Annotated in this window: 21 protein-coding genes and 1 pseudogene; 15 read left to right on the top strand and 7 right to left on the bottom strand. The window is 68.3% G+C overall.

The window, feature by feature from the left end:
* The first annotated feature begins 10 nt into the window (after positions 1–10).
* Together NFL01S_RS27470 and NFL01S_RS27465 are read left to right on the top strand one after the other, a co-directional pair.
* The gene (locus tag NFL01S_RS27470) at positions 11–505 is read left to right on the top strand and encodes a hypothetical protein (RefSeq protein WP_062979193.1); all 495 of its coding nucleotides are present in this window, start codon (positions 11–13) and stop codon (positions 503–505) included.
* Positions 502–1,881 (top strand): tripartite tricarboxylate transporter permease, encoded by a 1,380-nt coding sequence (locus tag NFL01S_RS27465; protein ID WP_062979192.1) that lies wholly within the window; start codon positions 502–504, stop codon positions 1,879–1,881. The genes NFL01S_RS27470 and NFL01S_RS27465 overlap by 4 nt, the downstream gene beginning before the upstream one ends.
* A 67-nt stretch (positions 1,882–1,948) precedes the next feature.
* Here NFL01S_RS27465 and NFL01S_RS27460 read toward each other — a convergent pair whose 3' ends face one another.
* The gene (locus NFL01S_RS27460) at positions 1,949–2,887 is read right to left on the bottom strand and encodes a hypothetical protein (protein ID WP_157117009.1); all 939 of its coding nucleotides are present in this window, start codon (positions 2,885–2,887) and stop codon (positions 1,949–1,951) included.
* Between the two features lie 161 nt (positions 2,888–3,048).
* Between NFL01S_RS27460 and NFL01S_RS27455 the strand changes: the two genes are divergently transcribed.
* From NFL01S_RS27455 to NFL01S_RS27445, 3 genes are all read left to right on the top strand, one after another.
* Positions 3,049–3,750 (top strand): response regulator, encoded by a 702-nt coding sequence (locus NFL01S_RS27455; protein WP_063916060.1) that lies wholly within the window; start codon positions 3,049–3,051, stop codon positions 3,748–3,750.
* Complete coding sequence (locus tag NFL01S_RS27450; protein WP_062979190.1) at positions 3,747–4,829, top strand: HAMP domain-containing sensor histidine kinase; 1,083 nt, start codon at positions 3,747–3,749, stop codon at positions 4,827–4,829. The genes NFL01S_RS27455 and NFL01S_RS27450 overlap by 4 nt, the downstream gene beginning before the upstream one ends.
* A gap of 484 nt (positions 4,830–5,313) precedes the next feature.
* Positions 5,314–6,708: a DUF4153 domain-containing protein gene (locus NFL01S_RS27445; protein ID WP_245670913.1), complete on the top strand. Its 1,395-nt coding sequence runs from the start codon at positions 5,314–5,316 to the stop codon at positions 6,706–6,708.
* A gap of 106 nt (positions 6,709–6,814) precedes the next feature.
* On the opposite strand, the gene NFL01S_RS27440 is transcribed toward NFL01S_RS27445, so the two are convergent.
* Together NFL01S_RS27440 and NFL01S_RS27430 are read right to left on the bottom strand one after the other, a co-directional pair.
* The gene (locus tag NFL01S_RS27440; protein WP_245670912.1) at positions 6,815–7,927 is read right to left on the bottom strand and encodes a Gfo/Idh/MocA family protein; all 1,113 of its coding nucleotides are present in this window, start codon (positions 7,925–7,927) and stop codon (positions 6,815–6,817) included.
* 616 nt (positions 7,928–8,543) lie between these two features.
* A complete protein-coding gene (locus NFL01S_RS27430) occupies positions 8,544–9,461 on the bottom strand; it encodes a phosphatidylinositol mannoside acyltransferase (RefSeq protein WP_062979188.1) in 918 nt (305 codons plus the stop codon).
* A gap of 396 nt (positions 9,462–9,857) precedes the next feature.
* Between NFL01S_RS27430 and ligA the strand changes: the two genes are divergently transcribed.
* Positions 9,858–11,849, top strand: a complete 1,992-nt coding sequence (gene ligA / locus NFL01S_RS27420; RefSeq protein WP_062979186.1) for an NAD-dependent DNA ligase LigA — start codon at positions 9,858–9,860, stop codon at positions 11,847–11,849.
* A gap of 115 nt (positions 11,850–11,964) precedes the next feature.
* Here the strand turns inward: ligA and bla are convergent, their stop codons facing one another.
* The 3 genes from bla to NFL01S_RS27410 form a co-directional block, all read right to left on the bottom strand.
* A complete protein-coding gene (gene bla, locus NFL01S_RS27415) occupies positions 11,965–12,930 on the bottom strand; it encodes a class A beta-lactamase (protein WP_062979185.1) in 966 nt (321 codons plus the stop codon).
* Positions 12,931–13,043: 113 nt separating this feature from the next.
* Entirely contained in the window at positions 13,044–13,172 is a 129-nt protein-coding gene (locus NFL01S_RS37385) for a hypothetical protein (protein WP_280508016.1), read from the bottom strand.
* Positions 13,173–13,276: 104 nt separating this feature from the next.
* Positions 13,277–14,158 (bottom strand): LLM class flavin-dependent oxidoreductase, encoded by an 882-nt coding sequence (locus NFL01S_RS27410; RefSeq protein WP_062979184.1) that lies wholly within the window; start codon positions 14,156–14,158, stop codon positions 13,277–13,279.
* 184 nt (positions 14,159–14,342) lie between these two features.
* On the opposite strand from NFL01S_RS27410, the gene NFL01S_RS27405 reads away from it, so the two are divergent.
* The 7 genes and pseudogenes from NFL01S_RS27405 (at position 14,343) to NFL01S_RS27375 (ending at position 21,151) form a co-directional block, all read left to right on the top strand.
* A complete protein-coding gene (locus NFL01S_RS27405) occupies positions 14,343–15,380 on the top strand; it encodes a hypothetical protein (RefSeq protein ID WP_062979183.1) in 1,038 nt (345 codons plus the stop codon).
* Positions 15,365–16,138, top strand: a complete 774-nt coding sequence (locus NFL01S_RS27400; protein WP_245670911.1) for a hypothetical protein — start codon at positions 15,365–15,367, stop codon at positions 16,136–16,138. Before NFL01S_RS27405 ends, NFL01S_RS27400 begins: the two co-directional genes overlap by 16 nt.
* A complete protein-coding gene (locus NFL01S_RS27395; protein ID WP_245670910.1) occupies positions 16,135–16,626 on the top strand; it encodes a hypothetical protein in 492 nt (163 codons plus the stop codon). Before NFL01S_RS27400 ends, NFL01S_RS27395 begins: the two co-directional genes overlap by 4 nt.
* Positions 16,627–16,635: 9 nt before the next feature.
* Positions 16,636–18,363: an asparagine synthetase B family protein gene (locus tag NFL01S_RS27390; protein ID WP_062979182.1), complete on the top strand. Its 1,728-nt coding sequence runs from the start codon at positions 16,636–16,638 to the stop codon at positions 18,361–18,363.
* Positions 18,364–18,413: 50 nt separating this feature from the next.
* Entirely contained in the window at positions 18,414–19,169 is a 756-nt protein-coding gene (locus tag NFL01S_RS27385) for a hypothetical protein (RefSeq protein WP_062979181.1), read from the top strand.
* A gap of 350 nt (positions 19,170–19,519) precedes the next feature.
* Positions 19,520–20,290: an SDR family NAD(P)-dependent oxidoreductase gene (locus NFL01S_RS27380; protein WP_062979318.1), complete on the top strand. Its 771-nt coding sequence runs from the start codon at positions 19,520–19,522 to the stop codon at positions 20,288–20,290.
* A 40-nt stretch (positions 20,291–20,330) separates the two neighbouring features.
* Positions 20,331–21,151 (top strand): annotated as a pseudogene (locus NFL01S_RS27375) (enoyl-CoA hydratase/isomerase family protein).
* A 259-nt stretch (positions 21,152–21,410) separates the two neighbouring features.
* Here the strand turns inward: NFL01S_RS27375 and NFL01S_RS27370 are convergent.
* Positions 21,411–22,418, bottom strand: a complete 1,008-nt coding sequence (locus NFL01S_RS27370) for a LacI family DNA-binding transcriptional regulator (protein WP_062979180.1) — start codon at positions 22,416–22,418, stop codon at positions 21,411–21,413.
* Positions 22,419–22,550: 132 nt separating this feature from the next.
* Here NFL01S_RS27370 and NFL01S_RS27365 point away from each other — a divergent pair, with 132 nt between their 5' ends.
* Positions 22,551–23,717: an acyl-CoA dehydrogenase family protein gene (locus NFL01S_RS27365; RefSeq protein WP_062979179.1), complete on the top strand. Its 1,167-nt coding sequence runs from the start codon at positions 22,551–22,553 to the stop codon at positions 23,715–23,717.
* Positions 23,714–24,829 (top strand): CaiB/BaiF CoA transferase family protein, encoded by a 1,116-nt coding sequence (locus tag NFL01S_RS27360; protein WP_062979178.1) that lies wholly within the window; start codon positions 23,714–23,716, stop codon positions 24,827–24,829. Before NFL01S_RS27365 ends, NFL01S_RS27360 begins: the two co-directional genes overlap by 4 nt.
* Positions 24,830–24,864 lie beyond the last annotated feature (35 nt).

The following is a 24,864-nucleotide window of genomic DNA, read 5'->3' as shown; positions in this document are numbered from 1 at the left end:
CGGAGTACCCATGCCCACCGAACCCGCGCCGCCAGTGCCGGCGGCACCGGCCGACCCGCCTGCCACCGCACCACCCGCCTCGGGCGGGGAACACCCGCAGTACCTGGAAGTGTGGGGTGACACTGTCGTCGGTCGCCATCTGGCCGTCTCCGTGGTCATCGGCATCGGGGTGAGCCTGGCCGCGCTGCTGCTGTCCGACTGGGCGTTCTCCTCGTTCGTGGCGAACGAATCACTGGCCGAGGCCTACGCCCTGCTGGTGGGTATCGCCGGATGTGTGGTGGCCGGGGTGATCTGCGGGCGGATGTTCCGGCCGAAACGGATCGTGGTCACCGACGCCTCCGAAGATGTGGCCGTCGGCGAGGTCATCGCCGCGTTGCGCGAAGAACGCCAGGGCCTGGGATCGCTGGACGATCTGCCCGACCACACCCGGCGCGAACTCGAGGATCTCGGGCTGCAGCCGCGGTTCGCCGCGGCCGAACGCGAGAACACCGGGGCCACCTCATGAGTGCGATCCTCACCAGCGATATCGCGCTGGCCGTAATACTCGCCGTGATCGGCGCGATCGTCTTCTCGCTGATCGGAATGGTGTCGGGGACCGACGAAACCGCGACCATCGCCCCGCTCACCCTGCTGGTCATCCTGCTGGGCGCGCCGCCCGCGGCAGTGTTCACGTTCTTCCTCTCCGGAGCCGTGGCCAAACATATGACACATGCGGCGCCGACCACGCTGCTCGGCATCCCCGGGGACACGATGGCTGTCCCGCTCATGCGCGAAGCCCGGATGCTGCGCGCGCTGGGCGTACCCCATATCGCACTCCGCAAGGCAATCTCCGCGGCGGTTATCGCCGCCGTGATCGCCGTCCCGGCCGCGGTCCTGTTCGCCACGCTGCTGGCCCCCGTGGCCGACCACGTCCAGTCCGCCGCGCCGTGGTTGTTCCTGCTGGCCGCGATCGGTATCGCCTATGCATCACCCGGGAAATGGGCGGGCGTGCTCGCGCTCGTACCGTTCGTCGTCCTGATCCTGGGTCTCAAACAGCTCACCGAGTCCTACGATGTCGCACTCAATATCAGCTATTTCCTCGGTATCGCCGTCGGACCGCTGATCGCCGACCTCTTCTTGTCACTCGGGCCGCAGGGACGAGCCGAAATGGCCCGTAAGGAACCGGCCACGGTATGGCTGGCGCCCGATGTCAAGACCTGGAAGGGCTACTTCCCCAATCCGTTCCGGATACTCGACCGTGGGCAGACGGGTTATGTCGCGGCCACCGCCACGGTGTCCAGTGCCACCTTTGTCTTCAGCCCGGTCGCGATGACGGTACTGATGGGCGAAATGGTCGCCACCCGGGTCAAACACGGATACCGCCGGCTCACCTCGGTGATCGCCGCGCGCAACGGCACCACCGAATCGACCTATATCGCCGAAGCGCTCATCCCGCTCATCGCGTTCGGGCTGCCGTTGAGCCCGGTCGCCGCCGGGCCCGCCGCACCGCTGTTCAACGCCCCACCGGTTTTCACCACCGATGACGGCAACGGCAATATCGACAATCTGTCGACCGCGCTCAGCAACACCGAGTTTCTTTTCTACGGGCTCGCCGCCGTCGCGGTGGCGATCCTCATCGCCTACCCGTTCGCGATGAACTTCGCCCACCGGGGCGCGAGTATCGTCGTGCGCTACGTGAGCCACGAGGCCATCATCGCCGCGTTCGCCGGACTGGTCGTGGTGATCAGTGTCTGGGAGGGCGGGGTACTCGGACTCGCCGTGACGCTCACGGTCGGCCTGGTCGGCGGTCTGCTGTGCCGGTTCTTCAAGATCCACGCCGGAGTGTTGTTCATGGGTTACTACGTGGCGGTGCTGACCGTCCCCGCGGTGCTCGCACTCTGATACAGCGGCCGTACCGAAGCGCGGCGTGTACCGGCCCTCCCCTGGGCGGTGCACGCCGTTCGCTGTGTCAGCAGCCGTTTTCGGTCGGTAGCGGAGTGTTCGGGTCGAAATACTCCTCGGGTTCACGCTGGTCCGGTTCGGTGAACCCGGTGGGCGGGTTGCTGTAATTCGGAGCGAGGTATCCCTTGTCGTGCAGTGCACAGTTCACCGAGTAGGCATGCCCCTGGACATCGCCGTAGTAGATGCCCTGCGAGCCCGCGTCGTACTGCGCGTCGTCCGCCCAGACGTATTCGGCTTCCCGCCGGACGACCGAGACGATATCCAGCGGACCGTTCAGTATCTCGGGGTAGTCGACATGAAAGGCATAGGCGACGAGGTAATTGGTGCGGATGGTCAATTCGCCTTCGGGGTTCAGCACCGGCGTCATCGACCCGGTGACCCGCGGCGCCGCCGGTAGCAGCCGGAAACCCGGGGCGATCTTGGCGGTGAGCCACCAGGTCTCGGGTTCGTTGCCGGGTCGCAGCAGCTCTCGCGCCTCATCGGCCTGGTGCGGCGCGAGGAGCGCCAGCACCGGTTCCGGGTCGTGGGTATGGAGAACGTGCCGGTTCAACCGCGCGGTGGCGATCAGGTGCCGGACCGCCGACAGGGCCTCGGCTACCTGATCGGCCGAATACCGGCCGACGGGGACCGCGGGCGGCACCACGATCCCCGCCTCCCCCTCCGCCCAGTTCGCGGCCGGTGTAGCGGCGAAGGGACGGGACAGATCGACCGGCGCATGCTCGATCAGTACGGGCGTCGCCGAGGGCTGTGCCGCTGTTTCGGCGGGTTCGGAACGGAACAGCGGCACAGCGACCGACGTGATCACCAGCACCGCGACCGGCAATCCCACCACGACCCCGATACCGATCGCTTCCGGCGAACCGAGCACACGTCGTATCCGAGCCCAGCGCCGTTCGCGGCGGATGAGCCGATCCGTCGAGTCGGGATCGAACGGATCAGGTGGCATTTCGTACATGAGAACCCCCGGCGCCCCAGCGAATCAACCACTGACATCATAAGTTTCACCACCGACACGGCAGGCGGTTCCGGCGATCGATCTGCGGGGCACACAGAATCTCCACAATTGACGCCTGTTCTCTCCACACGGGGTGGCTAGGCTCCCCGATCATGGAACACAAGGCACCGGCAGGGGGACCGGCGGCGCGGCGGATCCTGGTGGTAGACGACGAGCTCACCATCGCGGAATCCGTGGCGGCGCGGTTGCGGGCCGAAGGGTTCACCGTGGAACTGGCCCACGACGGGCCCGCCGCGGCCGCCGCCGCGAGCACATTCGAACCCGATCTCGTCGTTCTCGACATCATGCTGCCCGGCTTCGACGGACTGGAGGTGTGCCGGCGGATCCAGGCGCAACGTTCGGTGCCGGTCCTGATGCTCACCGCGCGTACCGAGGAGACCGACCAGCTCATCGGTCTCGGCGTGGGCGCCGACGACTACCTCACCAAACCGTTCTCCCTGCGGGTCCTCACCGCCCGGGTACATGCCCTGCTGCGGCGGGTCGACCGCGCCGGAGCGCAGCACGCCGCGATCACCGTGGTCGGCGATCTGCGGATCGACGCCGATCAGCGGCGGGTCTGGCGCGACGGGGTCGAAGCGCAGCTGACACCGCTGGAATTCGATCTGCTGGCCCGGCTGGCGCAGCGTCCCCGCGCGGTCCTGGCCCGCGAGCGGCTCCTCGAGGAGGTGTGGGACTGGGCCGACGCCGCGGGCACCCGCGCGGTAGACAGTCATATCAAGGCGTTGCGGCGCAAACTCGGCGCCGACCTGATCCGTACCGTCCACGGAATCGGCTACGCCCTGGAGACCAGATGAGCGGGCCCACCGCCACCGAATCCGTGGGCGCAGTCCTGGGCCGAGTGCGGCGGGTATCGAACCGGGTGGCGGCGGTACTGCCGCGGCCGCTGGACCGGATCCGCTCGATCAAACTCAAACTGGCCGTCCTGATGACCTTCGCCGGCGGACTCGCCTTCGGCTACTTCCGCCTGCAGATCGGCTGGCTGCCACCGATGACCACACTGGCGGCCATGGTGATCGCGCTGGTGTCCTCCCAGTTCCTGGCGCACGGCATCACCACGCCGCTGCGGGAGATGACCGCGGCCGCGCAACGGATGGCGCGCGGCGACTACACGAGCCGGGTGCGCGCCTCTTCCCGGGACGAAGTGGGCCAGCTGGCCGCGGCGTTCAATCGGATGGCCGATGATCTGGCCGCCGCCGACCAGCAGCGCCGCGAACTCATCGCGAATGTCTCGCATGAATTGCGTACCCCGATCACCGCGCTCAGCGCGGTCCTGGAGAACCTCGTGGACGGGGTATCGCAACCCGATCCGAAAACACTCGAAACAGCTCTCGCCCAAACCGAACGGCTCGGGCGGCTGGTCTCCGAACTGCTCGACCTGTCGAGTATCGAAGCCGGTGCCGTCCCACTCGCCCGCGGCGTATACGCCATCACACCGCTTTTCGCGGAAGTGGTCGCCGAGGCGGAGGTCATGACGGCGGCATCGGGCCGCGGAATCCGCTTCCGCAGCGAGATCGAACCGGCGACCGCGACCGTGTACGCCGACCGCGCCCGCCTGCACCAGGTTCTGCTGAACCTCCTGGACAACGCCGCCCGGCACGGTCCGGCCGGCGGTGAGGTCCGGCTGCACGCCCACACCGTGGGCAGTGACCTCGTCATCGATGTCGAAGACGACGGTCCCGGTATACCGCCCGCCCAGCGCGAGCACATCTTCGATCGATTCACCCGCGGTGGCCGCACCGACGGCGGCGGTACCGGTCTCGGACTCGCCATCGCACGGTGGGTGATCGACCTGCACCGCGGCTCCATCGCCGTCACCGACCCCGGCTCCCGGATCCGCGTGATCCTCCCGGCCACGGAACTGCCCGACCACTGACCCATCCATCTGCACAGCCCGGCCGCCGATCGGCCCCGGGTCGATACCGCGCACCCCCAGGAGAACGCCTATGTCCAAGAGAGCCACACCGAACGACGACAGCCCGGAACGGACGCCGCCGGTAACGCCCACGGACCCGGCCGGGTCCGAACACGCAGCGGCGACCGCGCACTCAGCGATACCGGGAACCGCGGAGACGGCCAGGAGCACCGGTTCGACGGGGACAACCGAGCCGGCAACACCAACCGAGCCCTCGGCGACAACCGGCCCGGCGAAACCGCCCGAACTCCTGGCAACGGGAGAACCGGTGAAGCCCGCCGACTCGACAGCATCGACCGCGGGCACGGAATCGGCCGTGGCGGCAGCAGCGGGTAACACGCTGAGGTCGGCAGGGTCGACCGGGTCCGCGGATTCGGCGGCGGGGGCGCCCGCCCCGGTTCCACCGGAGTACCCGAGACCGCCGGCCGTCGCATCACGCCGGCATTTGATCGCTTACCCGCCGGGTGTTCTGCCCGCGGCGGGTATCGCGGGTTCGGTCGCGGCGGCGGCCGTTCCGCTGGACCGGCCCGGAATCGGCTGGTTGCTCGCGGGTTCCGCGGCGGCGGCCGCGGTCGGTGTGGTCCATCGCCGGGCACGTCGTGCCGCGGGAGCGGAGCACGGACAGGATCGGAACCGGGAGCGCCTGTGGTGGGCGATCACGGCACTGGCGTTGCTGGCGGTCGGTACTTTCCGGGCCGCGGGATGGTTGTTCGTGCTGTGCGTGGTGGCCGCGGCAGTGGCCGGATCGCTGGCTGTGGTGGGCAGGCGTTCGGAACGCGGAATGTTCCGGGATGCCTTGGCTGTTCCGCTGGCGTCGGTCGGTGCGGTTGCCTGGGTGTACAATGCGCTGGGCGCGCGCCCCCATGGTGCCGGTGCCCGTAATCGCCGGCTCGGTGTGTCCGCCGCGGTCACAGTCGCGTTGCTGGCGGTGTTCATACCGCTGCTGTCCAGCGCCGACGCCACGTTCGCCGCACTGGTCGACGGTCTGATGCCGCGGTTGGACGGCGACACCCTGAGCCGCTGGATCGCGGTGTTCGTATTGGCGGGTATCGGAACGCTGGGCGCCCTGTACCTGCTCGCCGGGCCCCCGCTCCCGGCCGACGGGCAACCGCATTCCGCGAAACGTACGCTGGCACGGCTGGAATGGGGTCTACCTGTCGGCGCCCTGACAGCGGTGTTCGCGGTGTTCCTCGGGGCGCAACTGGTGGCCCTGTTCGGTGGCGACGACTATGTGCAGCGCACCGCGGGCCTCACCTACGCCGAGTATGCCCGGAGTGGTTTCTGGCAGCTCTCCGCGGTCACGGTGCTCACACTCGCCGTCATCCTGCCCGTCCTGCACCGGGCCGCCCGCGACACCGCCGTCGACCGGCTGTGGTTGCGCGGCCTCTTGTGCGCGATCAGCGGGCTCACGCTCGTGATGATCGCCTCCGCGCTCGGACGCATGTGGACCTACCAGCAGGCGTACGGATTCACTGTGCTGCGGTTGCTGGTCGGCACCTGCGAACTCTGGCTGGGGATCGTCTACGTGCTGGTGATCATTGCCGTCCTGCGTCTGGAAACGGCGTGGCTGCCGCGCACTGCGATCGCGACGGGGACGGCCGCACTACTGGCACTGGCCGCACTGAATCCCGAGGGCCTGGTCGCCGGCGAGAACATCGACCGCTGGGAGCGCGGCGAAGATCTCGACGTCGACTACCTGGCCGGCCTGTCGGTCGATATCGTCCCCGCTCTCGACCGCCTGCCCGCCCCGATGCGCAACGATCTGCTCAACCGGCTCGACGACCGACTCGACGACGACACCTGGAACAGCTGGAACCTGGCCCGCACCCGAGCCCGCTGAGCCCTGGAGTCGAGTGTGCAGCGAAGTCGAGGCCCTCGAACTGCACCGGTACCAGCGCCGCGCCCGCGGCACCGGCGGTCCGACGACTGATCCCGGGCAGACGCTGTCACGGGGCCCGGCCGGCGGCTCCGGCCACCAGATCCGGCATCGGTATCGGGCGCGAATTCTCGCGCAGTGAGCGGGCACCGGCGACACCGGCCAGTGACGCGGCAACCGCGGGCAGTACGGGAACGAGGGGCGGTCGGCCGTCTTCGACACACGCACGCAACCCTTCGAGGATCCGCACCGTACCTTCCGCCTTCGACTCCACTGGTGTCCCGTCGGGAAGGATCAGCGGTGCGGGTTCGCGCTCCTCGTCCCGCACGTTTCCGCCGGGATCGGTCCACGATTCCTTGCGCACACGCACCGACCACGCACGTTCGCCGGGCGCCCGCACCGATTCGGCGAGCCCCTTGCTCCCGCGCGCCGAGAACCAGCTCCAATGACTGTCCGGCTCGCCCTGCAGGAAACCGTGCCGGGTGATCGCGAGCCCGCCGTCGTCGAGTCGCACCACCATCACCACGGCGGCGCGCGGATCGGCACTGTCGATCGCGAAGGCCGCCACCTCGGTGGGCAGCGCGCCGGTGAGCGCGAGCACGGGCGAGAGCGTGTGGGTGCAATAGGCTGTCGGCTCGATCCGGCCACGCCAATGCGCCGGGTCGCCGATCAGCGAGGCGACCGCATCCGGCGCCATCCCGTGCAGGTAGTCCGCCTCGATCAGGTTCACCCGCCCGATTGCCCCTGCGGCCACGATGGTGCGCACCAGCTGGATATGCGGATGGAAAACATAGTTCTCGGCGAACGAATACGTGGCCGCAGAACGTCGCTCCGCCGCGAGCAGTGCCCGCGCCTGCTGTTCGTCCGTACATGCCGCGGATTCGGAGAGCACGTGGACGCCCGCGTCGAGAAACGCGATGGCCAGGGGCGCGTGCTCGTCGAAATCGTTGGCGAGCACCACCGCGTCGAGCCGCTCCTCCAGCAGAGCAGGCCATTCGTCCACCAGCCTCGCGTCCGGCAGCAGCGCCCGTGCTTCGGCCCGCCGGACGGGGTCACGGTCACAGGCGGCCACCACTTCCATACCGAGCCGGCGACACCAGGTAGCCAGAAACAGACCCATCCCCAAACCCACCACACCCACGCGCATGGCCACATGCTCGTTTGCCCGGATTCTCCCGGTCAACTGAATTAACCGACCCATGACGCTCCCCTACACCGACCGGTTCAGCCGTACCGAGCCGACCGGCCCCGGTCGTACCGCACCGAGCCGAACTCACGCGAGCCGGGCTGAACCGCATCGAGCGAACCAGGCCGGGCCGGACCGGACCGGGCGGAGAGCGGCGCTACCTGCGGGGCCTGGAACCCAGCACCTCTGCCATGCCGGCATCGACCGCGTTCTTCGACGTTCTCGGCGTCATGGTGCGGCCGGTGTCACAGCGGTTGCCGAGGCCACCTTTCACCGGCGATTCCGGGTGCCGAATCCGGTAGCGCTATCTCCGGTAGCCGGTATCCGGGCCGTTCACTGCCCGGCATCGACATCGGAGATCCGGGACCGAACATCCGCCGGGCCGAGATGGGCCCGCACCGGCGGGCACACAACGACGGAGAACTCCTCGCGGAGATCACTTCCGGTAATCATTCGGTCGAGCATTTCGAATCGGTCGATCGCGCCGTGCCCGGACTCACGGTCGACACCACCGACGGCTACTGTCCGGATCTCGACACGGTTGCCCGGTGCGTGGTCCCTCCGAACTGACGGCCGCTGCGCAGGCCGCCCGGTCGGTAATCGGAACCGACGATCAGCGTGAGTGCATGCGGCGGGCCTCGATGCGAGCGAGTTGCTCGGCGGTGAAGTCGGCCGTCCACACCCGTTGCAGCATATGCCAATCGGCTGGATGCGCCGCGATACCGGCGGCGAACCTGTCGGCCAGCCGCTGCGTCGCCGGGGCGACACCACCGGTGGTGTCGATGGGAGCGCCGATCTCGAATCCCCAGCCATCGGGGGTGAACCAGCAGTGCACCGGCAGCAGGGGCGCGCCGGTCTCGATGGCCAGCTTGGCCGGGCCTGCGGGCATGGTGGCGGGCTCGCCGAAGAAATCGACCGGCACGCCCGCACCGGACAGGTCGCGTTCCCCCAGCAGGCCCACTATGCGGCCGGCCCGGAGCCGCGCGGCCAACTGCTCGAACGGTGGCGTCTCCACACCGGTGAGCGGAATGATCTCGAACCCCAGACTCTCGCGGAATCGAACGAAACGCTGGAACAGCGATTCCGGTGCCAGCCGCTCGGCCACCACGGTCGGCGTGCCCAGCCGCCGTACCACCCACACCCCGGCCAGGTCCCAGTTCCCGCTGTGCGGCAGCGCGAGCACCACGCCACCGCCACGAGCGAATGCGTCACGTATGTACTCGACGCCGGTTGCCGAGGATTCGATCGTCTCGGCCAGCTGCACCGGGTCCATCGAGGGCAGCCGGAACGCCTCGCACCAATACCTGGCGTAGGAACGCAGGCTCTCCCGAACGAGGTCGTCCGGTACTTTCTCCGGGGTGGTGCCGAGTACGCGGGCCAGGTTGCGGCGCAACTGTTCCGGGCCGCCACCGCGCGCCGCTCGATCGGCCCCGATCCGGAACAGCCCCGCGGCCCACCGCTGCGGCAGCACCCGCACCAGCCGCCAGGCCGCCGCGTACCCGAGGTCCGCGGCGCGAGCTCCCGCGTTCACCCGGGCACCCCGCCGTGACCGGGGGCGGACGGTAGTGCGTCGATCTGTCATTGCCGATACCTCGACTCGAGCCTCCGGTGGACCGATTCCCGAAATGAACCGAGAGGACACGCGTAGCCGCGTGCGCTGCGTGAACGCCTCGATCCTACGCAGCGCCCGGCGGGCAATCCGGAACCGGCGCGCTACTCGGCGGTGCCGGTGGAACGGCGAGGCGGATATCCTCACACTCCGCCCCACGGCGAAAGATCGCACCCGAGGCGAGGTCGTGTCCCGGTCGGCGACCACAGGAAGCGCACCCGCCGGTCGGGTGACGCAACTGCTCGGCCGCTCTCCGGCCCCGGTCGCGGGTGGTGTCGCCGCGCCGGATGTCGGTGGTCCTCGGTAGCGTCGGTGCCTGTGGAAACAGGGGAACGTATCCAAGAGCTCGCCGACCGCATCGTGGCCTTACGCGATGCCTACTACCAGGGCTCACCGCTGGTCGCGGACGCCGAATACGACACGATCGAGGACGAGCTGCGCGGCCTGATCGAAACACACCCCGAGCTCGCACCCGACCCGAACCCGCTGGAACAGGTCGGCGCACCCGCGGTGCTGCACGCCCCGGTCCGGCATTCGCGTCCGATGCTTTCGCTCGAGAAGGCGACCACACCGGATCAGGTCGCGGCATTCTTCGATCGCTTCCCCGGCCGGGCGGTCGTGGTGATGCCGAAACTCGACGGCTTGTCGCTGGCCCTGATCTACGAGGACGGCCCGCTCCTACGTGCCGTGACCAGGGGCGACGGCACCACCGGCGACGACGTCACCGTGCTGGTGCGCGCGCTCGTCGACGGCGTCCCGGCACGGATCGACGTCCCGGGGCGGGTGGAGGTGCGCGGCGAGGCGGTGATGCTGCGCTCGACGTTCCTCGCCTACAACACCGGCCACCCGGACAAACCGCTGATCAACCCTCGTAATGCCGCGGCGGGAACGCTGCGGGCCAAGGATCCGGCCACCGTCGCCGAGCGCCGCCTGCAATTCTTCGGTTTCGACCTCGACGCTCCCGCCGGCGGCGCCGCCGACGATCTGGAACAGGGCCTGCGGGCGCTGGGGATCGCGGGCGCGCAGATGCGGGTCTGCGTGGGCACGGAACAGGCCCAGGCGGCGATCACCGCGATCGAACAGGGCCGCAACGACCTGGACTACGATATCGACGGCGCAGTGCTGCGACTGGCCGACCGCGGCGCCTACGCCGCCGCCGGGACCCGATCCGCCAGCCCGCGCGGTGCGCTGGCGTTCAAGTTCGCCGCCGAGGAGAAGACCACACTGCTCGACGAGGTGGTCTGGGATGTCGGCAAAACAGGCAAGATCGTCCCGGTGGCCTGGCTGGAACCGGTCTTCGTCGGTGGCACCACCGTCACGAAAGCGACGCTGGCCAACCAGGAGGTGATCCGCGCCCGCGATATCAAGGTCGGCGACACCGTGCTGGTGCGCCGGGCGGGCGATGTGATCCCGTTCGTGGCAGGGGTACTCGACGCCGCGAAACGCACGGGCGAAGAGCGCGAGATCGTGCCACCGACCGCCTGCCCGTCCTGCGGGCAGGCGGTGATCGAACAGGGCAACAGCCGGGAACTGTTCTGCACCAACGTCTCGTGTCCCGCGCAGACCGTGCGCAGGCTGATCCACTGGGCGTCGCGTGCGGCAGCCGATATCGATGCGTTCGGGCAGGTGTGGATCGAGCGTCTCGCCGAGGCCGGCATCCTGGAGCGTCCGTCGGACTTCTACGCGCTCACCAAGGAACGGTTGCTCGAATTCGACCGTATCGGCGAGGTCTCGGCCGCGCGCATGATCGATTCGGTCGACGCGAGCCGGGCGGTCGGGTTGCGCCGCGCGCTGATCGGACTGGCGATCCCGATGGCCTCGGACGGCACCGCGGCTCGCCTGGCCCGGGCGGGCTTCCGCTCGTTGGAGGAGGTCGCAGACGCGGGCGAGGAGCGTCTCGTGGCGGTGGACGATATCGGCCCGAAGGTTGCCGCGTCGCTGGTCGAGCATCTCACCCGCCTGCGGCCGGAACTCGAACGCCTGCGGCAGGCCGGCGTCTTCCTCGATGTACGCGACGAGGATCTTCCGCCGGTAGTCGAGGCCGGCGCTCCCTTGGCCGGCAAAACGGTGGTGATCACCGGCGCCCTCAGCGATCCGCGCTCCGGGGAGAAGGTGGCCCGGCCGACGTTCCAGCGCCTGTGCGAGAAGGCCGGCGCGACAGCCGCCTCGTCGGTATCGGCCAATACCGACCTGCTCATCACCGGTGCCGGAGTCGGCGACAGCAAATTGGCGAAGGCGGAGAAACTCGGTGTCGATATCGTCGGCCAGGGCGAGATCTGGGACCTGCTGATCGATGCAAAGCTGATCTAGGAGTCCCACCGTGCCGGGGCGTAGCGGTCCCCGACACGGTGCCGAAAGTCTGCGCCCGCGTAGATATGTGGTCTACGCGGGCACCTGGATAGGGTTCCGTCCGCGCCCGGCGTGCTCAGCCGGGTTGGCTGCCTCCGAGTTCCGCCACGGCGATTCGGGTGGCAGCCGCAAGCAGGGCACCATCGGGTTCGGCGTCCTGCTCGGATTTGGTGCTGAGCACGGCGATGACGAGCGGAGCCCGGCCCGGCGGCCAGGCGACGGCCACATCGAGCGCGGAGCCGTAGGCGGGGGTTCCGGTTTTGTGCCCGACCGTCCAGTCGGTGGGCAGGCCGGCGCGGATGCGGTCGGCACCCGAGGTGGTGGCGACCAGCCAGGACCGCAGTTGCTCACGTTCGGGTTCGGGCAACCGGTCCCCGACGACGAGGGCCTGGTAGTCGGCCGCCAGCGCGGCCGGCGTGGTGGTATCGCGTTCATCGCCCGGAATCGCGGTGTTCAGTTCGGTTTCCCAGCGGTCCAGCCGGGAGGCGCTGTCACCGAGAGACCGCAGGAAGGCGGTGAAACCGGCGGGGCCGTCGAGAAGTTTCAGGATCTGGTTACCGGCGGTGTTGTCGGACACCGTGATCGCCGCATGGCATAGATCGGCAACCGTCATGCCCGTATCGACATGCTGTTCGGTCACCGGCGAATATTCGACGAGTTCGTGGCGCGGATAACGGATCACCTGGTCCAAGAACCCGGACGACAACCGATGCCGGTCCAGGAGACCACCGCAGGCGAGCCCCTTGAACGTGGACGCCATCGGAAACCGCTCGTCCATCCGGTGACCGACACTGCGACCGGTGCCGGTGTCGAGCGCGAAGACCCCCAGCCGCGCACCGTGGGTCGTTTCCAGGTCCGCGAAGGCTGCGGTGGCGGCGACCGGTGCGGCGACGCTCGTCGATCCGGGCGCGGCCGAACCGTTGGCGGACCCGGCCTCGGAATCGCAGGCAGTGGTGAACGAGAGTGCGGACACCGCCAGCGCGGCGGCCAGGAACCGTAGCCGTTTTCGCGGGGTGAGCTTGTCGGGAACTGAGAGAGTCACCGCTGCAGGACACCACCGAACCTCGGGGCACGGCAAATATGCCGGCCCGGCATTTACCAGTCGGGGTGAATATCGCCGCAGGTCAACCTCGATCGCGACCTGCGTCTATTCGCTCAACGGCCGATATCCTCCCCGGCGCCGGACGCGGAGGCGATGAGGGTTGCGAAACCCTCGAGGTGCCGCGCGAGGTCGTACTCGAACATCGTTTCCAGACCGGTGGACATATCAGGCGTTCGCGACACCGAGCGGCACCCCGGTGCGCACAGTACGTTCCAGTGCTTCGACGGCCGAGCCGGGAAGGAGCCGCTGTACGTCTCGCTGTTGCGGCAGCGACTCCCCTCAGGATTCAGCGGGCGGCGATGAGTTCCAGGGTTGCGTCCAGAACGGCACGGTCGGCGGAGCCCGGGACCAGGATGAACTCGTCCAGCCCGGCCGCTTCCGCCGCGTCCAGTGTCCGGTGCAGCGCGCCGGCGTCGTAGGTCTTCATGGCTGCCGCGGCCGCGGTGGCATTGCCGGAGCCGAGAAAGTCGAGGTATTCCGCGGTGAAGCTGTGCAGGATCGTCTCGGCGTCCGGTATTCCCAGGGTGTAGAAGCAGCCGCTGACCAGCCGGGGCGTTGCGCGGTCCGCGTCGGTCCAGGCGCGGCGTGCAGCCTCGGCGGACCATGCGATCTCCCCCGGCACTCCGCCCACACTGAACGACACCACCCCGTCGGCCCATTGTGCGGCGCGGGCCAGCGATTTGGGCCCGAGTGCCCCGGCGAGTACGGGCGGGCCCCCGGGCTGGACGCACGGCGGGCCGACGGGGTCGGCACCGTCGAACGGCGGCTGTCCCGCCCACAGCGACCGTAGTTCGGCGACCGCCCGGTCGAGCCGTTCGTGGCGGCGTTCGGAATCGGCCCCGAGGCTGCGGTAGTCGCTCCCCCGCCCGCCGACGCCGACACCGAGTGTGAATCGGCCTTCGGACAGCACATCGATCGTCGCCGCCTGTTTGGCCACCAGTGGTACCGGATGAGCAGGCAGCACAGAAAGATTCGCGAATATACGCACTCGTTCGGTCACCGCGGCCGCCGCCGCCATCGTCGTCCACATTTCGGGGTTGTGGTAGGTCATCCGTTCCCCGCACGAGATACTGGAGACCGGCCCCGCATCGGCAAGACGCGACCATTCGACGGTGGCCGCCCGGTCATAGCCTCGGCACATGGTGGGCAGTGCGATCCCGATATCCATCGCCCCAGCATCGGGCACGGCCCCGGCCTTCGCAAGAACACGTTCCGGTCCGGCACGACGACAAGGACCATATCGGCCACGAAGTGTTCGCATTTCCGTGCTAAATGTTGAAGAGCAGTCATTCAGACCTGCCGCGAGAATGAGGCACGACCTGCTGGTACGTGCGCCGGAGGGAGGACGGACCATGATCTGTCCGCATTGCAGTGGGAGTCTGCTGCGCCGGGAACGCACCGATCACCGGTGCTCCAAATGTGAGCGGAAGTTCGCGCTCGACCCCAAAGCGGAGCCGCTGGGCCTGCACGATCTGCGGTTACGGTCGCTGACCGAACGCCTCTCGGCCGGTCGCGGCCTGTCTGCCACCGTGACGCAACTCTGGTACACGGCAGCGCGGCGGCGATTGCCCGACCTGGACCGTTACATCGGCGGTGCGGCCGGCACCTGGGTGCTCCTCACTGTCCTGGCTACCTACATCCTGTGCCTGCTCAGTGGTATCCAGGGGTGGAGCGGTCCTTTCGTGTTCTGGAAAGTGCTCCTGTCCGGTGTCGTCGTCCTGGCAGCGGGTCTGGTGGTGATCTATGCCTGCCGGCCCTTGTTCCGGCAGCGTACCCGGATCGCGATGCCGGTGACCGCGTACGGGTTCCGGACGGATGTGATCGGTCGCTGGGTCGGCGTCTACGGCGAATTCCCGCCGGGCATCCTCGACGAGCAGCAGGTTCCGATTCCGGTGATCGAACAGCCCCGGGTTGCCCTGGTCTGCGACGATCCGAGCGTGCGGGCATGCCTGGCGGCCAATGGGATCCCGCAGGCCTACGATATGGCCCTTGCCGACCGGATCGAGAATGCCCCGGCCGGCATCCCCGTGCTGTTGCTACACGATGCGAGCTTGCAGGGATTCGCCACCGCCAGGGCGGCCCGGTTGGCCCTCGGTGAGCGCGTGCGGGTCCTGGGTCTCGCCCCGCGCGCCGTGCTGGACAACGAATCCGCCATCCGGTTGCGCGAACGACCACCGGCCGGCAATCGGATCTCTTATCTGCACTCCGTAGGGCTCACCCAGCAAGAAATCGATTGGCTCGCGGACGGTTGGTGGTCACCGATCGCGGCGATCCCACCGGCGCGGCTCATCGCGGTTGTCACCCGCGCCGCCGAGAAACTCGAGGACGAAACCGATGCCGAACGGCGCACGGCGCGGGAGACCGGATTCCTGACATGGCCGGCGGCGTGATGGCCGGTCCGTTGGACCGCCTCGTACGTATTGCCGCGAGACGGGCCGCGGCGCCGAACGGACTGCTGTTCACCGAACGGCAGCTGTACTACGAGTTGTGCCGCACGATATTGCCGGTACACCGGTTACCGCGCCGGCCCGCCTTCACAGTGCCACCGGTAGTGCCGTATCGCGCTTTCCGGGCGGCACTGGACCGAATCGGTGAGATACCCGGACTACTGGGCCCGCCCCCTGCCGCTCCGGCGACCGTAGGTGCGCACACACCGGAACCGGATCTGTTCGATTACGGGCTGCCACGGCTGCTGGTCTGCCGTTCCACGGCGGTCGCGGCCATGTTGCGTGCCAACGGCATGCCGATGGAATCGGCGTGCCCGGTGGTGAGCGCCGCGGAACTACCTCTCGATCCGGGGGTTACGGCAATGCTCGCCCGTGCGCACGGCACCGTCTACGTCCTGCACGACGCGACCCCGGCGGATCTCACCTTTCCGGAGCGGTTGCCCGCCCTGACCGATATCCCCGACGGCATCGATATCGTGCCGATCGGCCTGCGCCCGGCGCAGACCGCACCGCTACACCTGACGCAAACGCGCAGCACAACCCTCGGCCGGGACCGCGCCGTCGAGGTGGAGTCGGTGAATCCCGCGGTACTGCTGCGCAGTGTGCACCGGCTGGTCCGCGATGTGCACCGGCCCGGTAACGCGTTGATCGAAATCCGCCGGGCCCGGCGGACCGGCTTTCTCACCTGGCCCGCCTCATGAAAGACCCGAGTATGCGCAACGAGATCACCTACACCGACGAGCTACTGGCCGACCGGACGGTGCACCGCAGGTATTCCGACGGCCGCCAGGAATGGCGTTCCCGCGAACCGGACGGGCGGGTGTCGTGGCGCGACGACAGCGGCGCCACCGGCACCGACGAGCCACTGGGGCGTCATCTCATCAAACGCACCTACGGCGACGGCCGCGTGGTCTACGGGCGCGAGGCAGGTTACGGCCGCACCCTGTGGGGTGACGGCACACTGACCGCCAATCGCTCGTCGTTCGGCGGCCGGCTCGGCGGTATCCTCGCCGCCGCGGCGGGCGCGGTGCTGGTGGGCAGCCTCATCGCGCCGCCGGAGTCACTGTCCCCCGAGCAGGAAGAGGAGCTGCGCCTGGCCGCCGAAGAAGACCCGGCCGGAACCACGGAGGGCTCCGGCGAATACGGCGAATGGGGCGGCGACGCCGATTCCGACGGCGATTTCGGCTGAGGAGCAGCAGTGAGCCGATGGTGCGCCTTCCTGACAGAGCACGATCCGGCCGCACAGGTATGCGCGGTCGGCGGCGACCCGGTTTCGGTATCGGGGCGCAGCGCCTTCGGGCTGCTGCACGACGAACCGGGCCGGGCCGCGGGGCCCTTCGCCTGGGGAGATCTGACAGCAATAGGCGAGGTCACGCTGTTCAATGCCGCGGAACTGCGGCAACGTCTGGGCGCGGATGCTCCACCGGCCGATTGTGCCGACGGGCTACTGCTGCTGGCCTGTTATGCACGTTTCGGCACCGCAGGCCTGGCCGCGGCCGACGGGATGTTCGCCCTCGCGATCTCCGGCGGCGCCGAACTGGTGCTGGTCCGCGACCACGTCGGCGCCCGCACCCTGTTCCATGCCCGCGCCCGCGGCCACTGGGCGGCGGCGACCTCGCTACGGGCCCTGCGACGCTGGCCCGATCTCGACACCGGGCTGCATCTGCCCGCGGTGCGCTCGTTCCTCACCTTCGCCTACCTGCCGGGGTCGGAAACTCTGCTGCGCGGAATCCACGAGGTGCTGCCGGGCCGATGCCTGCGGCTGCGGCTCGACGGTTCGGTCGATGAGCAGATCTTCTGGGAACCCGCGGAGCACACCGAGGACAGACCCGCCCATGAACACGCACAGCGGTTGCGTGACCTCCTCGAAAGCGCGACCGCGCGGCGTCTTCCCGCCGGCGAACCGGTCGCGGTCCTGTTGTCCGGCGGTATCGACAGCAGTCTGGTCACCGCGCTGGCCACGAAACTGCACGAACATCCGGTGCGCTCGTATTCGATCGGTTTCGACGGCACCACCCCGAACGAGCTCGCCTATTCGGGCCTGGTCGCCACGCACTGCCACACCGATCACCGGGTTCTTACTGTGCCCGGAACCGCCGTCGCCGATCGGCTCGCACATACCGTTTCCCTGCTGGACTGCCCGGTCGGTGATCCGCTGACCGTGCCGAACCTGCTGCTCGCCGAGGCCGCCGCGGCCGACGGTGCCACCACCGTCCTCAACGGTGAAGGCGGCGATCCGGTATTCGGCGGCCCGAAGAACCTGCCGATGCTGATCTTCGAACTGTTCCGTGACGATCCCAGCCCGCAAGCCCGCGCCCGCGCCTATCTCGACAGCTACCGCAAATGCCACGGCGACCTGCCCGTCCTGCTCACCCCCGGCGTCCTCGCCGAATTATCGGACGCACCACCGCTGACCGACCTACTGTCCCCGTATCTGCGGCCGGGCCGGATGACCGGCCTGCTCAACCAACTCCTGCACACCAACCTGCGCACCAAAGGCGCGCACCACATCCTCACCAAGGTCGAGCGGCTCACTGCTGCCAGCGGAGTGGAGGGTCGCGCCCCGCTGTTCGACCGTACGGTCATCGACTATTCGTTCCGGATACCGGCGAACCTGAAACTCGCCGGGACCACGGAGAAATGGATTCTGAAGGAAGCCGTCCGCGATCTCCTGCCCGCGACCATTGTCGACCGGCCCAAGAGCGGGATGCGGGTTCCGGTGCAACAGTGGCTCACCGGCCCGCTGGCCGAGCTGGGCAACGATCTGCTCTTCGGTCCCAGCGCACGGGCCCGTGATCTGTTCCGCGCCGATACGCTGCGCGCCTGGTTACGCGGCGACGGCTCTCTGCTGCCGCGGCAAGGCGGCAAGCTGTGGCTGGTTCTCACCCTCGAACTGTGGTTGCGATCCTTCGAGGTGGGCCCCTGAACTTTTCCGCGTCGCTTCAGTCATTGCCCGAAACCAGGAGTCCCCCACCGATGTCCGCACCGCAGAATCCCGCCCCTCTCAAACAGCAGGCCGACGACGACAACGAGATCCACGATGTCGCCACGTTCCGGGACGCGGGCCGCAATTCCGTCACCCCGGTCGCGCAATTCCCGGAGCCGGTCGCGCTGGCGGTGGTGAACGCCTTCGCCGATATCGTCACCCGTGCCAAAGCGAGCACGGCGGCGACGACCCCGGACTCCGACGGCATCGTGCGCTCCCAGACTTTCGAGGAGGGCGATGTGTACATGATCGAGAAACCGTTCGACGGTTTCTTCGCCGACCGCTACATCATGGACTTCTACGATGTCGCCGAACGCGATATCTGCTCCCGGATGCACCTGCACACCGGACTACGTTTCGTGCGGATGATGACCGGCCCCGACACCCGCATCCGGGTCGGCAGCCTCTCCCCCTTCGACATCACCGACGTTCCGGGCGTGACACCGTTCCGCCCGGCCACCTTCGAAGACGATCTGCCCGAGACTCCCGCCGGCGTGCACCGCACCCGATACAACCTGATCGTGCCGCCGTGCTCGTTCGTGGATATGCAGATTCCGCGCGGGGTCAGCCACCAGTTCAACGCGATCGGCCCGCACGCGGTGATCGATTCGGTGCACCCGGAGGAATCCATCGAGGTCTTCCGCGAGCAGATGTCGGGCTACAAGATGATGGCGCAGACCGTCTTCCTCGCCGACGAACTCCCCGCCGCCGCGACCTGCATCGATACCGTCACCATCGATCACTGAACCCCTGCCCGGTCCTGAAACTGGGTAACGACCGATCCGGTCGCCGCAGCCGCTCGGCGACGAAACCGGCAAGGAAAACCGTTCGACGGCTCGTCCGCCGGGGCGTCGGCGGACGAGCCGGGACAGCGCAGTCGGCCGCCACTACGCGACGCGATCAGGGTTACGGCCGGCCCGGCGCTCTGCGTAGTCCGCGGGGCAGTCGGTCGACCGGCCCGACTCCGGTCGGCGCCGTCCGTCGCCGGCCCTCCGATGACGAAGTCCCGCCCGTGCGCCTTCCCGTACTGATACAACTGACTGCGGCTGTAGTCAGTGGCGGGCAGTATCGCCCGGAGATCGAGAGGGTGGCCGGAGTGGACAAGGACTCCTACCAGAAGCTGTTCGACCTGAGCGGCCGGACCGCGATCATCACGGGCGGAACCCGCGGTATCGGGCTGGCGTTGGCCGAGGGCTTCGCTTGCGCGGGCGCGAATATCGTCGTGGCCAGCCGTAAACCGGAGGCCTGCGACAAGGCCGCATCCCGGCTGCGGGAACTCGGCGCGGAAGCCATCGGCGTCCCGACCCATCTCGGCGAGGTGAGCGCGTTGCACGACCTGGTGGAGACCACAGCGCAGACCTTCGGTGGACTCGATATCGTCGTCAACAACGCCGCCAATGCGCTCGCGCAACCCTTGGGCAGTATGCAGCCGGAAGCGGTCGACAAATCGTTCGGCGTCAACGTGCAGGGCCCACTGTTCCTGATCCAGGCTGCGCTGCCGTACCTGCGAGCCAGCGAACACGCCGCCGTACTCAACTTCGGTTCCGTCGCGGCGATGCAGTTCGCGCCCGCACTGTCGATGTACGCGGCGGGCAAAGCCGCGCTGCTGTCGTTCACCCGCTCCATGGCCGCCGAATTCGCGGCAGACGGTATCCGCGTCAACGCCCTGGCGCCCGGCGCGGTCGATACCGACATGGTTCGGAAGAACCCGCCCGAGTTCATCGAGGCGATGGCCCGCGGCTCCCTCCTGGGCCGTCTCGCCGAACCCGACGAAATGGTCGGGACGGCACTGCTGCTGTGCTCCGACGCAGGCAGTTTCATCACCGGCCAGACCTTCCTGGTCGACGGCGGCACCGTCGCCCGCTGAGTCCGCTTCCGGAAAGGTCCGAACCGTGTCCCAGCTCGCCATCGAATACCTGCCCTCCGGCGTAGTCGTCCTGACGATCGACCGCCCGCACCGGCGGAACGCGCTCGACAACCAGACGGTCGCGGAATTGCACACCGTGCTGGACGAAGTGAACGGAAAGCCGAACGTCCGCGCCGTCGTCATCACCGGCGCGGGCGCCGGTTTCTCCGCCGGCGCCGACCTCAAAGCGCAGCCCGAAGACTTCACCGCCACAGACGCCACTCCCACGGCCGCCCTGCTGGGTTCGGTCCACTCCCCGATGGCCCGGATCTATGCCTCCCAGGAACTGATGGCCTCGGCTTCGAGAAAATCCACCGGCTCCGCCAGCCCGTGATCGCCGCCGTGAACGGAGCCGCGGTCGGCGGTGGTTTCGCCCTGGCACTGGCCTGCGATATCCGATTCGCAAGCGCCGAGGCGAGTTTCGGCGCCGTTTTCATCCGGCACGGCATCTCGGCCTGCGATATGGGCACCAGCTACCACCTCCCACGCCTGGTCGGCGGCTCCCGTTCAGCCGAACTCCTGCTCACCGGCCGTATCTTCGACGCCCACGAGGCCGAGCGTATGGGCCTCGTACTCGAGGTGACCGGCACCGGCGACCTCCTCGACCGCGCCATCGCCAAGGCAGAGGAAATCGCCTGCCACTCCCCGCTCGCGGTCTGGATGACGAAGGAAACCATGTGGCAGACCGTGGACTCCCCCAGCCTCCGGCACGCCCTCGATATCGAGAACCGCACCCAGGTGATGTGCAGCGCCACCGGCGAACTCGACGCCTCCTTCACCGCCTTTCGCGAAGGCGCCGACACCAGGTGGGGTCCGCTGTAAGTTCCCGTTCCCGGAGTTGGCCGGCGACCCGTCGATAGTGCCTCGACGGGCCGCCATTCGCTACATCACACCCGCCACTCCGTGATTTCGCAGGTCCACCGGCTTCCCGTCGCGGCCCCGGAGGGGTTCGACCAGACGATCTCGGGATGCGTGAGGAGCCCGATCGGGTGACCAACCGGTCAGCACAGCACATCGTCGCCGAGGACAGTCGGGGACAACTCCAGGGTGACGTTCGAGACGTCCAAACGCACGCCTGGGTTCAGCTCGTTCCGCGCACCACGAGTTCCACCGGCAACCGCGCCGACTCGACCTCGTGCCCGCCGATGAGCTCGAGCAGTTTGCTCACGGCGGTGGCACCGATCTGCTGTGCGGGTGAGCGGATCGTTGTCAACGGGACGGGCAGCTGGGCGGCGACCGGGATGTCGTTGTAGCCGACGAGGGCGAGATCATCCGGAACCGTCAGCCCGAGATCCCGGGCCACCCCGAGCACGCCGATGGCGATGGTGTCGGTGACGGCGAAAACTGCCCGTGGGCGATCGGGGCGGTCGAGGAGTTCGTGACCCGCGGCAACGCCGCCGGCGACTTCGAAGGTCGATTCGGCGATCCGGTGCGGAGGCAGGGTGATCCCGGCTTCGGCCAGGGCGTCGGAGAATCCGAGCATCCGGTCGCGTGCCGTGGTCGCGTGTTCGGGGCCGTTGATGACGGCGAGGTCGGAGTAGCCATGGTCGAGGAGGTGGCGGGCGGCCAGGTAGCCGCCGAGGCGGTCGTCGCCGACCACGAACGGGAGTCCCGCGTCGGCGTGCCGGGTGAGCGTGAGGATCGGCAGCGGGCCGATCGGCAGCGATTCCAGGAATGGGCCGCCGGGGATGTGGAGGCTGCTGAGCAGCAGTCCGTCGACCTGCCGGCCGAGCAGTAGCTCCACCGCGCGTCGTTGCGCGTCGAGGTCGTCGGGCGGGCTCGACAGCAGTACCGAGTAGCCGGCGCGGGTGGCGGCTACTTCGATGCCCTGGTAAGTCGTGGCGACAACGCCGTCGGTCAAGCGCGGCATCACCACGCCGAGGGTGGTGGTTTTGCGGGTCCGCAGGCTGGCTGCCCACAGGTTCGGTTGATAGCCGATTTCGGCGGCCACTTCGCGGACCCGGCGGGCCGACGGCGTCCAGCCGTCCACGGGTTCGTCCTGCCGCAGCACCCGGGAGACCGTGGAGATATGTACCCCGGCGCGCTCGGCGATCTCCTTGAGGGTCGGAGCGCGGGTGGGTCGGTGCATCTCGACGTGGGGTCCTTCCAGGTTTGACTGTCTTGCGGGGGCAAGTCTAGCGTAGGCATGCAAACGTTCTCGCAATCGTTCCTGCAAACGTTTTTACCGTTTACCCGAAGCGCACACCCCGCCGGAGGCCGCATGTCCCAGTCGCTGACCCAGCTGTTCGATCTCGACTCACTTCTTACGCCGGAGGAGATCGAAATCCGGTCTACCGTACGCAAATTCGCAGCCGAGCGAATCCGGCCACATATCGCCGAATGGTTCGAGGAAGGCCGCCTCCCGGCGCGTGAACTGGCCGTCGAACTCGGTTCGCTGGGCGTGCTCGGCATGCATCTGGACGGATACGACTGCGCCGGGACGAGCGCCACCGCCTACGGTCTGGCCTGCCTCGAACTCGAGGCCGTCGACTCCGGTATCCGCAGCCTGGTGTCGGTGCAGGGATCGCTGGCGATGTTCTCGATCCACCACTGGGGCAGCGAGGAACAGAAACAGCAGTGGCTGCCGTCGATGGCCGCCGGCCGGGCGATCGGCTGCTTCGGCCTCACCGAACCCGATCACGGCTCCGACCCGGCCGGGATGCGCACCCGCGCGGTGCGCGACGGCGGCGACTGGGTGCTCAACGGCACGAAAATGTGGATCACCAACGGCTCGATCGCCGATGTCGCGGTGGTCTGGGCCCAGACCGAAGAGGGTATCCGCGGTTTCGTCGTTCCCACCGGCACCCCGGGTTTCTCCGCCCCTGAGATCCGGGCGAAAATGTCGCTGCGCGCCTCGGTGACCTCCGAACTCGTACTGGAGGATGTCCGGCTGCCTGCCGCGGCGATGCTGCCCCTCGCGCAGGGTCTGCGCGGCCCCCTCACCAGCCTCGGCGAAGCCCGGTTCGGCATCGTCTTCGGCGCGATCGGCGCCGCCCGCGACTGCCTGGAAACCGCGATCGACTACGCGCAGACCCGGCAGGTCTTCGGCAAACCACTGGCGGGCTACCAGCTCACCCAGGCCAAGCTCGCGGATATGGCGCTGGAAGTCGGTAAGGGACATCTGCTCGCCTACCACCTGGGCCGGATCAAGGACCGCGGCGACATCACACCCGAACAGGTCAGCACCGGCAAACTCAACAATGTGCGCGAGGCCATCGCCATCGCCCGCGAATGCCGGACCATCCTCGCCGCCAACGGCATCACCCTCGAATACCCGGTGATCCGGCATGCCAACAACCTGGAATCCGTGCTCACCTACGAAGGCACCTCCGAGGTCCACCAGCTGACCATCGGCAAGGCACTCACCGGTTCGGCAGCCTTCCGGTGACCGGCGCACTGGACGGCCTGGTCATCGCCGATTTCGGCCGCGTCCTGGCTGGCCCGTACGCGACGATGCTGCTCGCGGATTTCGGTGCGGAAGTGATCAAGGTCGAACGGCCCGGAACCGGCGACGATACCCGCCGCTGGGGCCCGCCCTGGGCTGGGACGGAATCCACCTATTTCCTGAGCGTGAACCGCAACAAGAAGTCGGTCGCGCTCGATCTGTCGGGTCCTGAAGGACTCGCCGCGGCACGGGAACTGGTGGCTCGCGCCGATGTCGTCGTCGAGAACTTCCTGCCCGGCACGATGGAACGGCTCGGGCTCGGATACGACCGGGTCACCGAGTTCAATCCGGATATCGTCTACTGTTCGGTGACCGGTTTCGGCCGCGACAACACAGTGCCCGGATACGACCTGCTCATCCAGGCGGTCGGCGGTTTGATGAGCATCACCGGGCCCGATCCCGCCACCCCCACCAAAGTCGGTGTGGCCGTGGTCGATGTCATCACCGGCCTGCATGCGGCCCTCGGCATCCTGGCCGCGCTCCGGCATCGAGACCGGACGGGCGAGGGGCAGCGAGTGGAGGTCAACCTGTTGTCGTCGCTGCTCTCCGCCCTGACCAACCAGACCTCCGGCTACATCGGAGCCGGGGTGGTCCCCCAGGCGATGGGCAACCGGCATCCGAGCATCGCTCCCTACGAGGTGTTCGCGACGGCCGACCGGCCACTGGTGCTGGCGGTCGGCAACGACCGCCAGTTCGCTGCGCTGGTAAAGGTCCTCGGGGTCGCCGAAATGGCCGCCGACGAACGCTTCGCCACCAACACCGCCCGCGTCGCTCACCGCGACGAACTCCGCGCCGCGCTGGAGAATCTGCTGGCCGCCGACGGGGCCGACGCCTGGTACACCGCACTGTCCGCGGCGCGGGTGCCCTGCGGACCGCTCAACGATATCGCCGGCGCGATCACCTACGCGGAGAATCTCGGCCTGACTCCGGTGATCGGTATCGACGACCAGGACTCCGGCACGGTTGCGCAGATCGCCAACCCGATCGGGCTCAGTGCCACCCCGGCGACCTATCGCACGGCACCACCACGGCTCGGGGCGGATACGGCGGGCTGAGGGAACGAGCGGACCGGCCGCCACCGACGACTTCC

Origin of the sequence: Nocardia flavorosea NBRC 108225 (assembly GCF_001613385.1) — a bacterium.
Classification (GTDB): Bacteria; Actinomycetota; Actinomycetes; order Mycobacteriales; family Mycobacteriaceae; genus Nocardia; species Nocardia flavorosea.
Note: the sequence above shows the minus strand (reverse complement) of the source record. Positions and strands in the feature narration are given on the sequence as shown.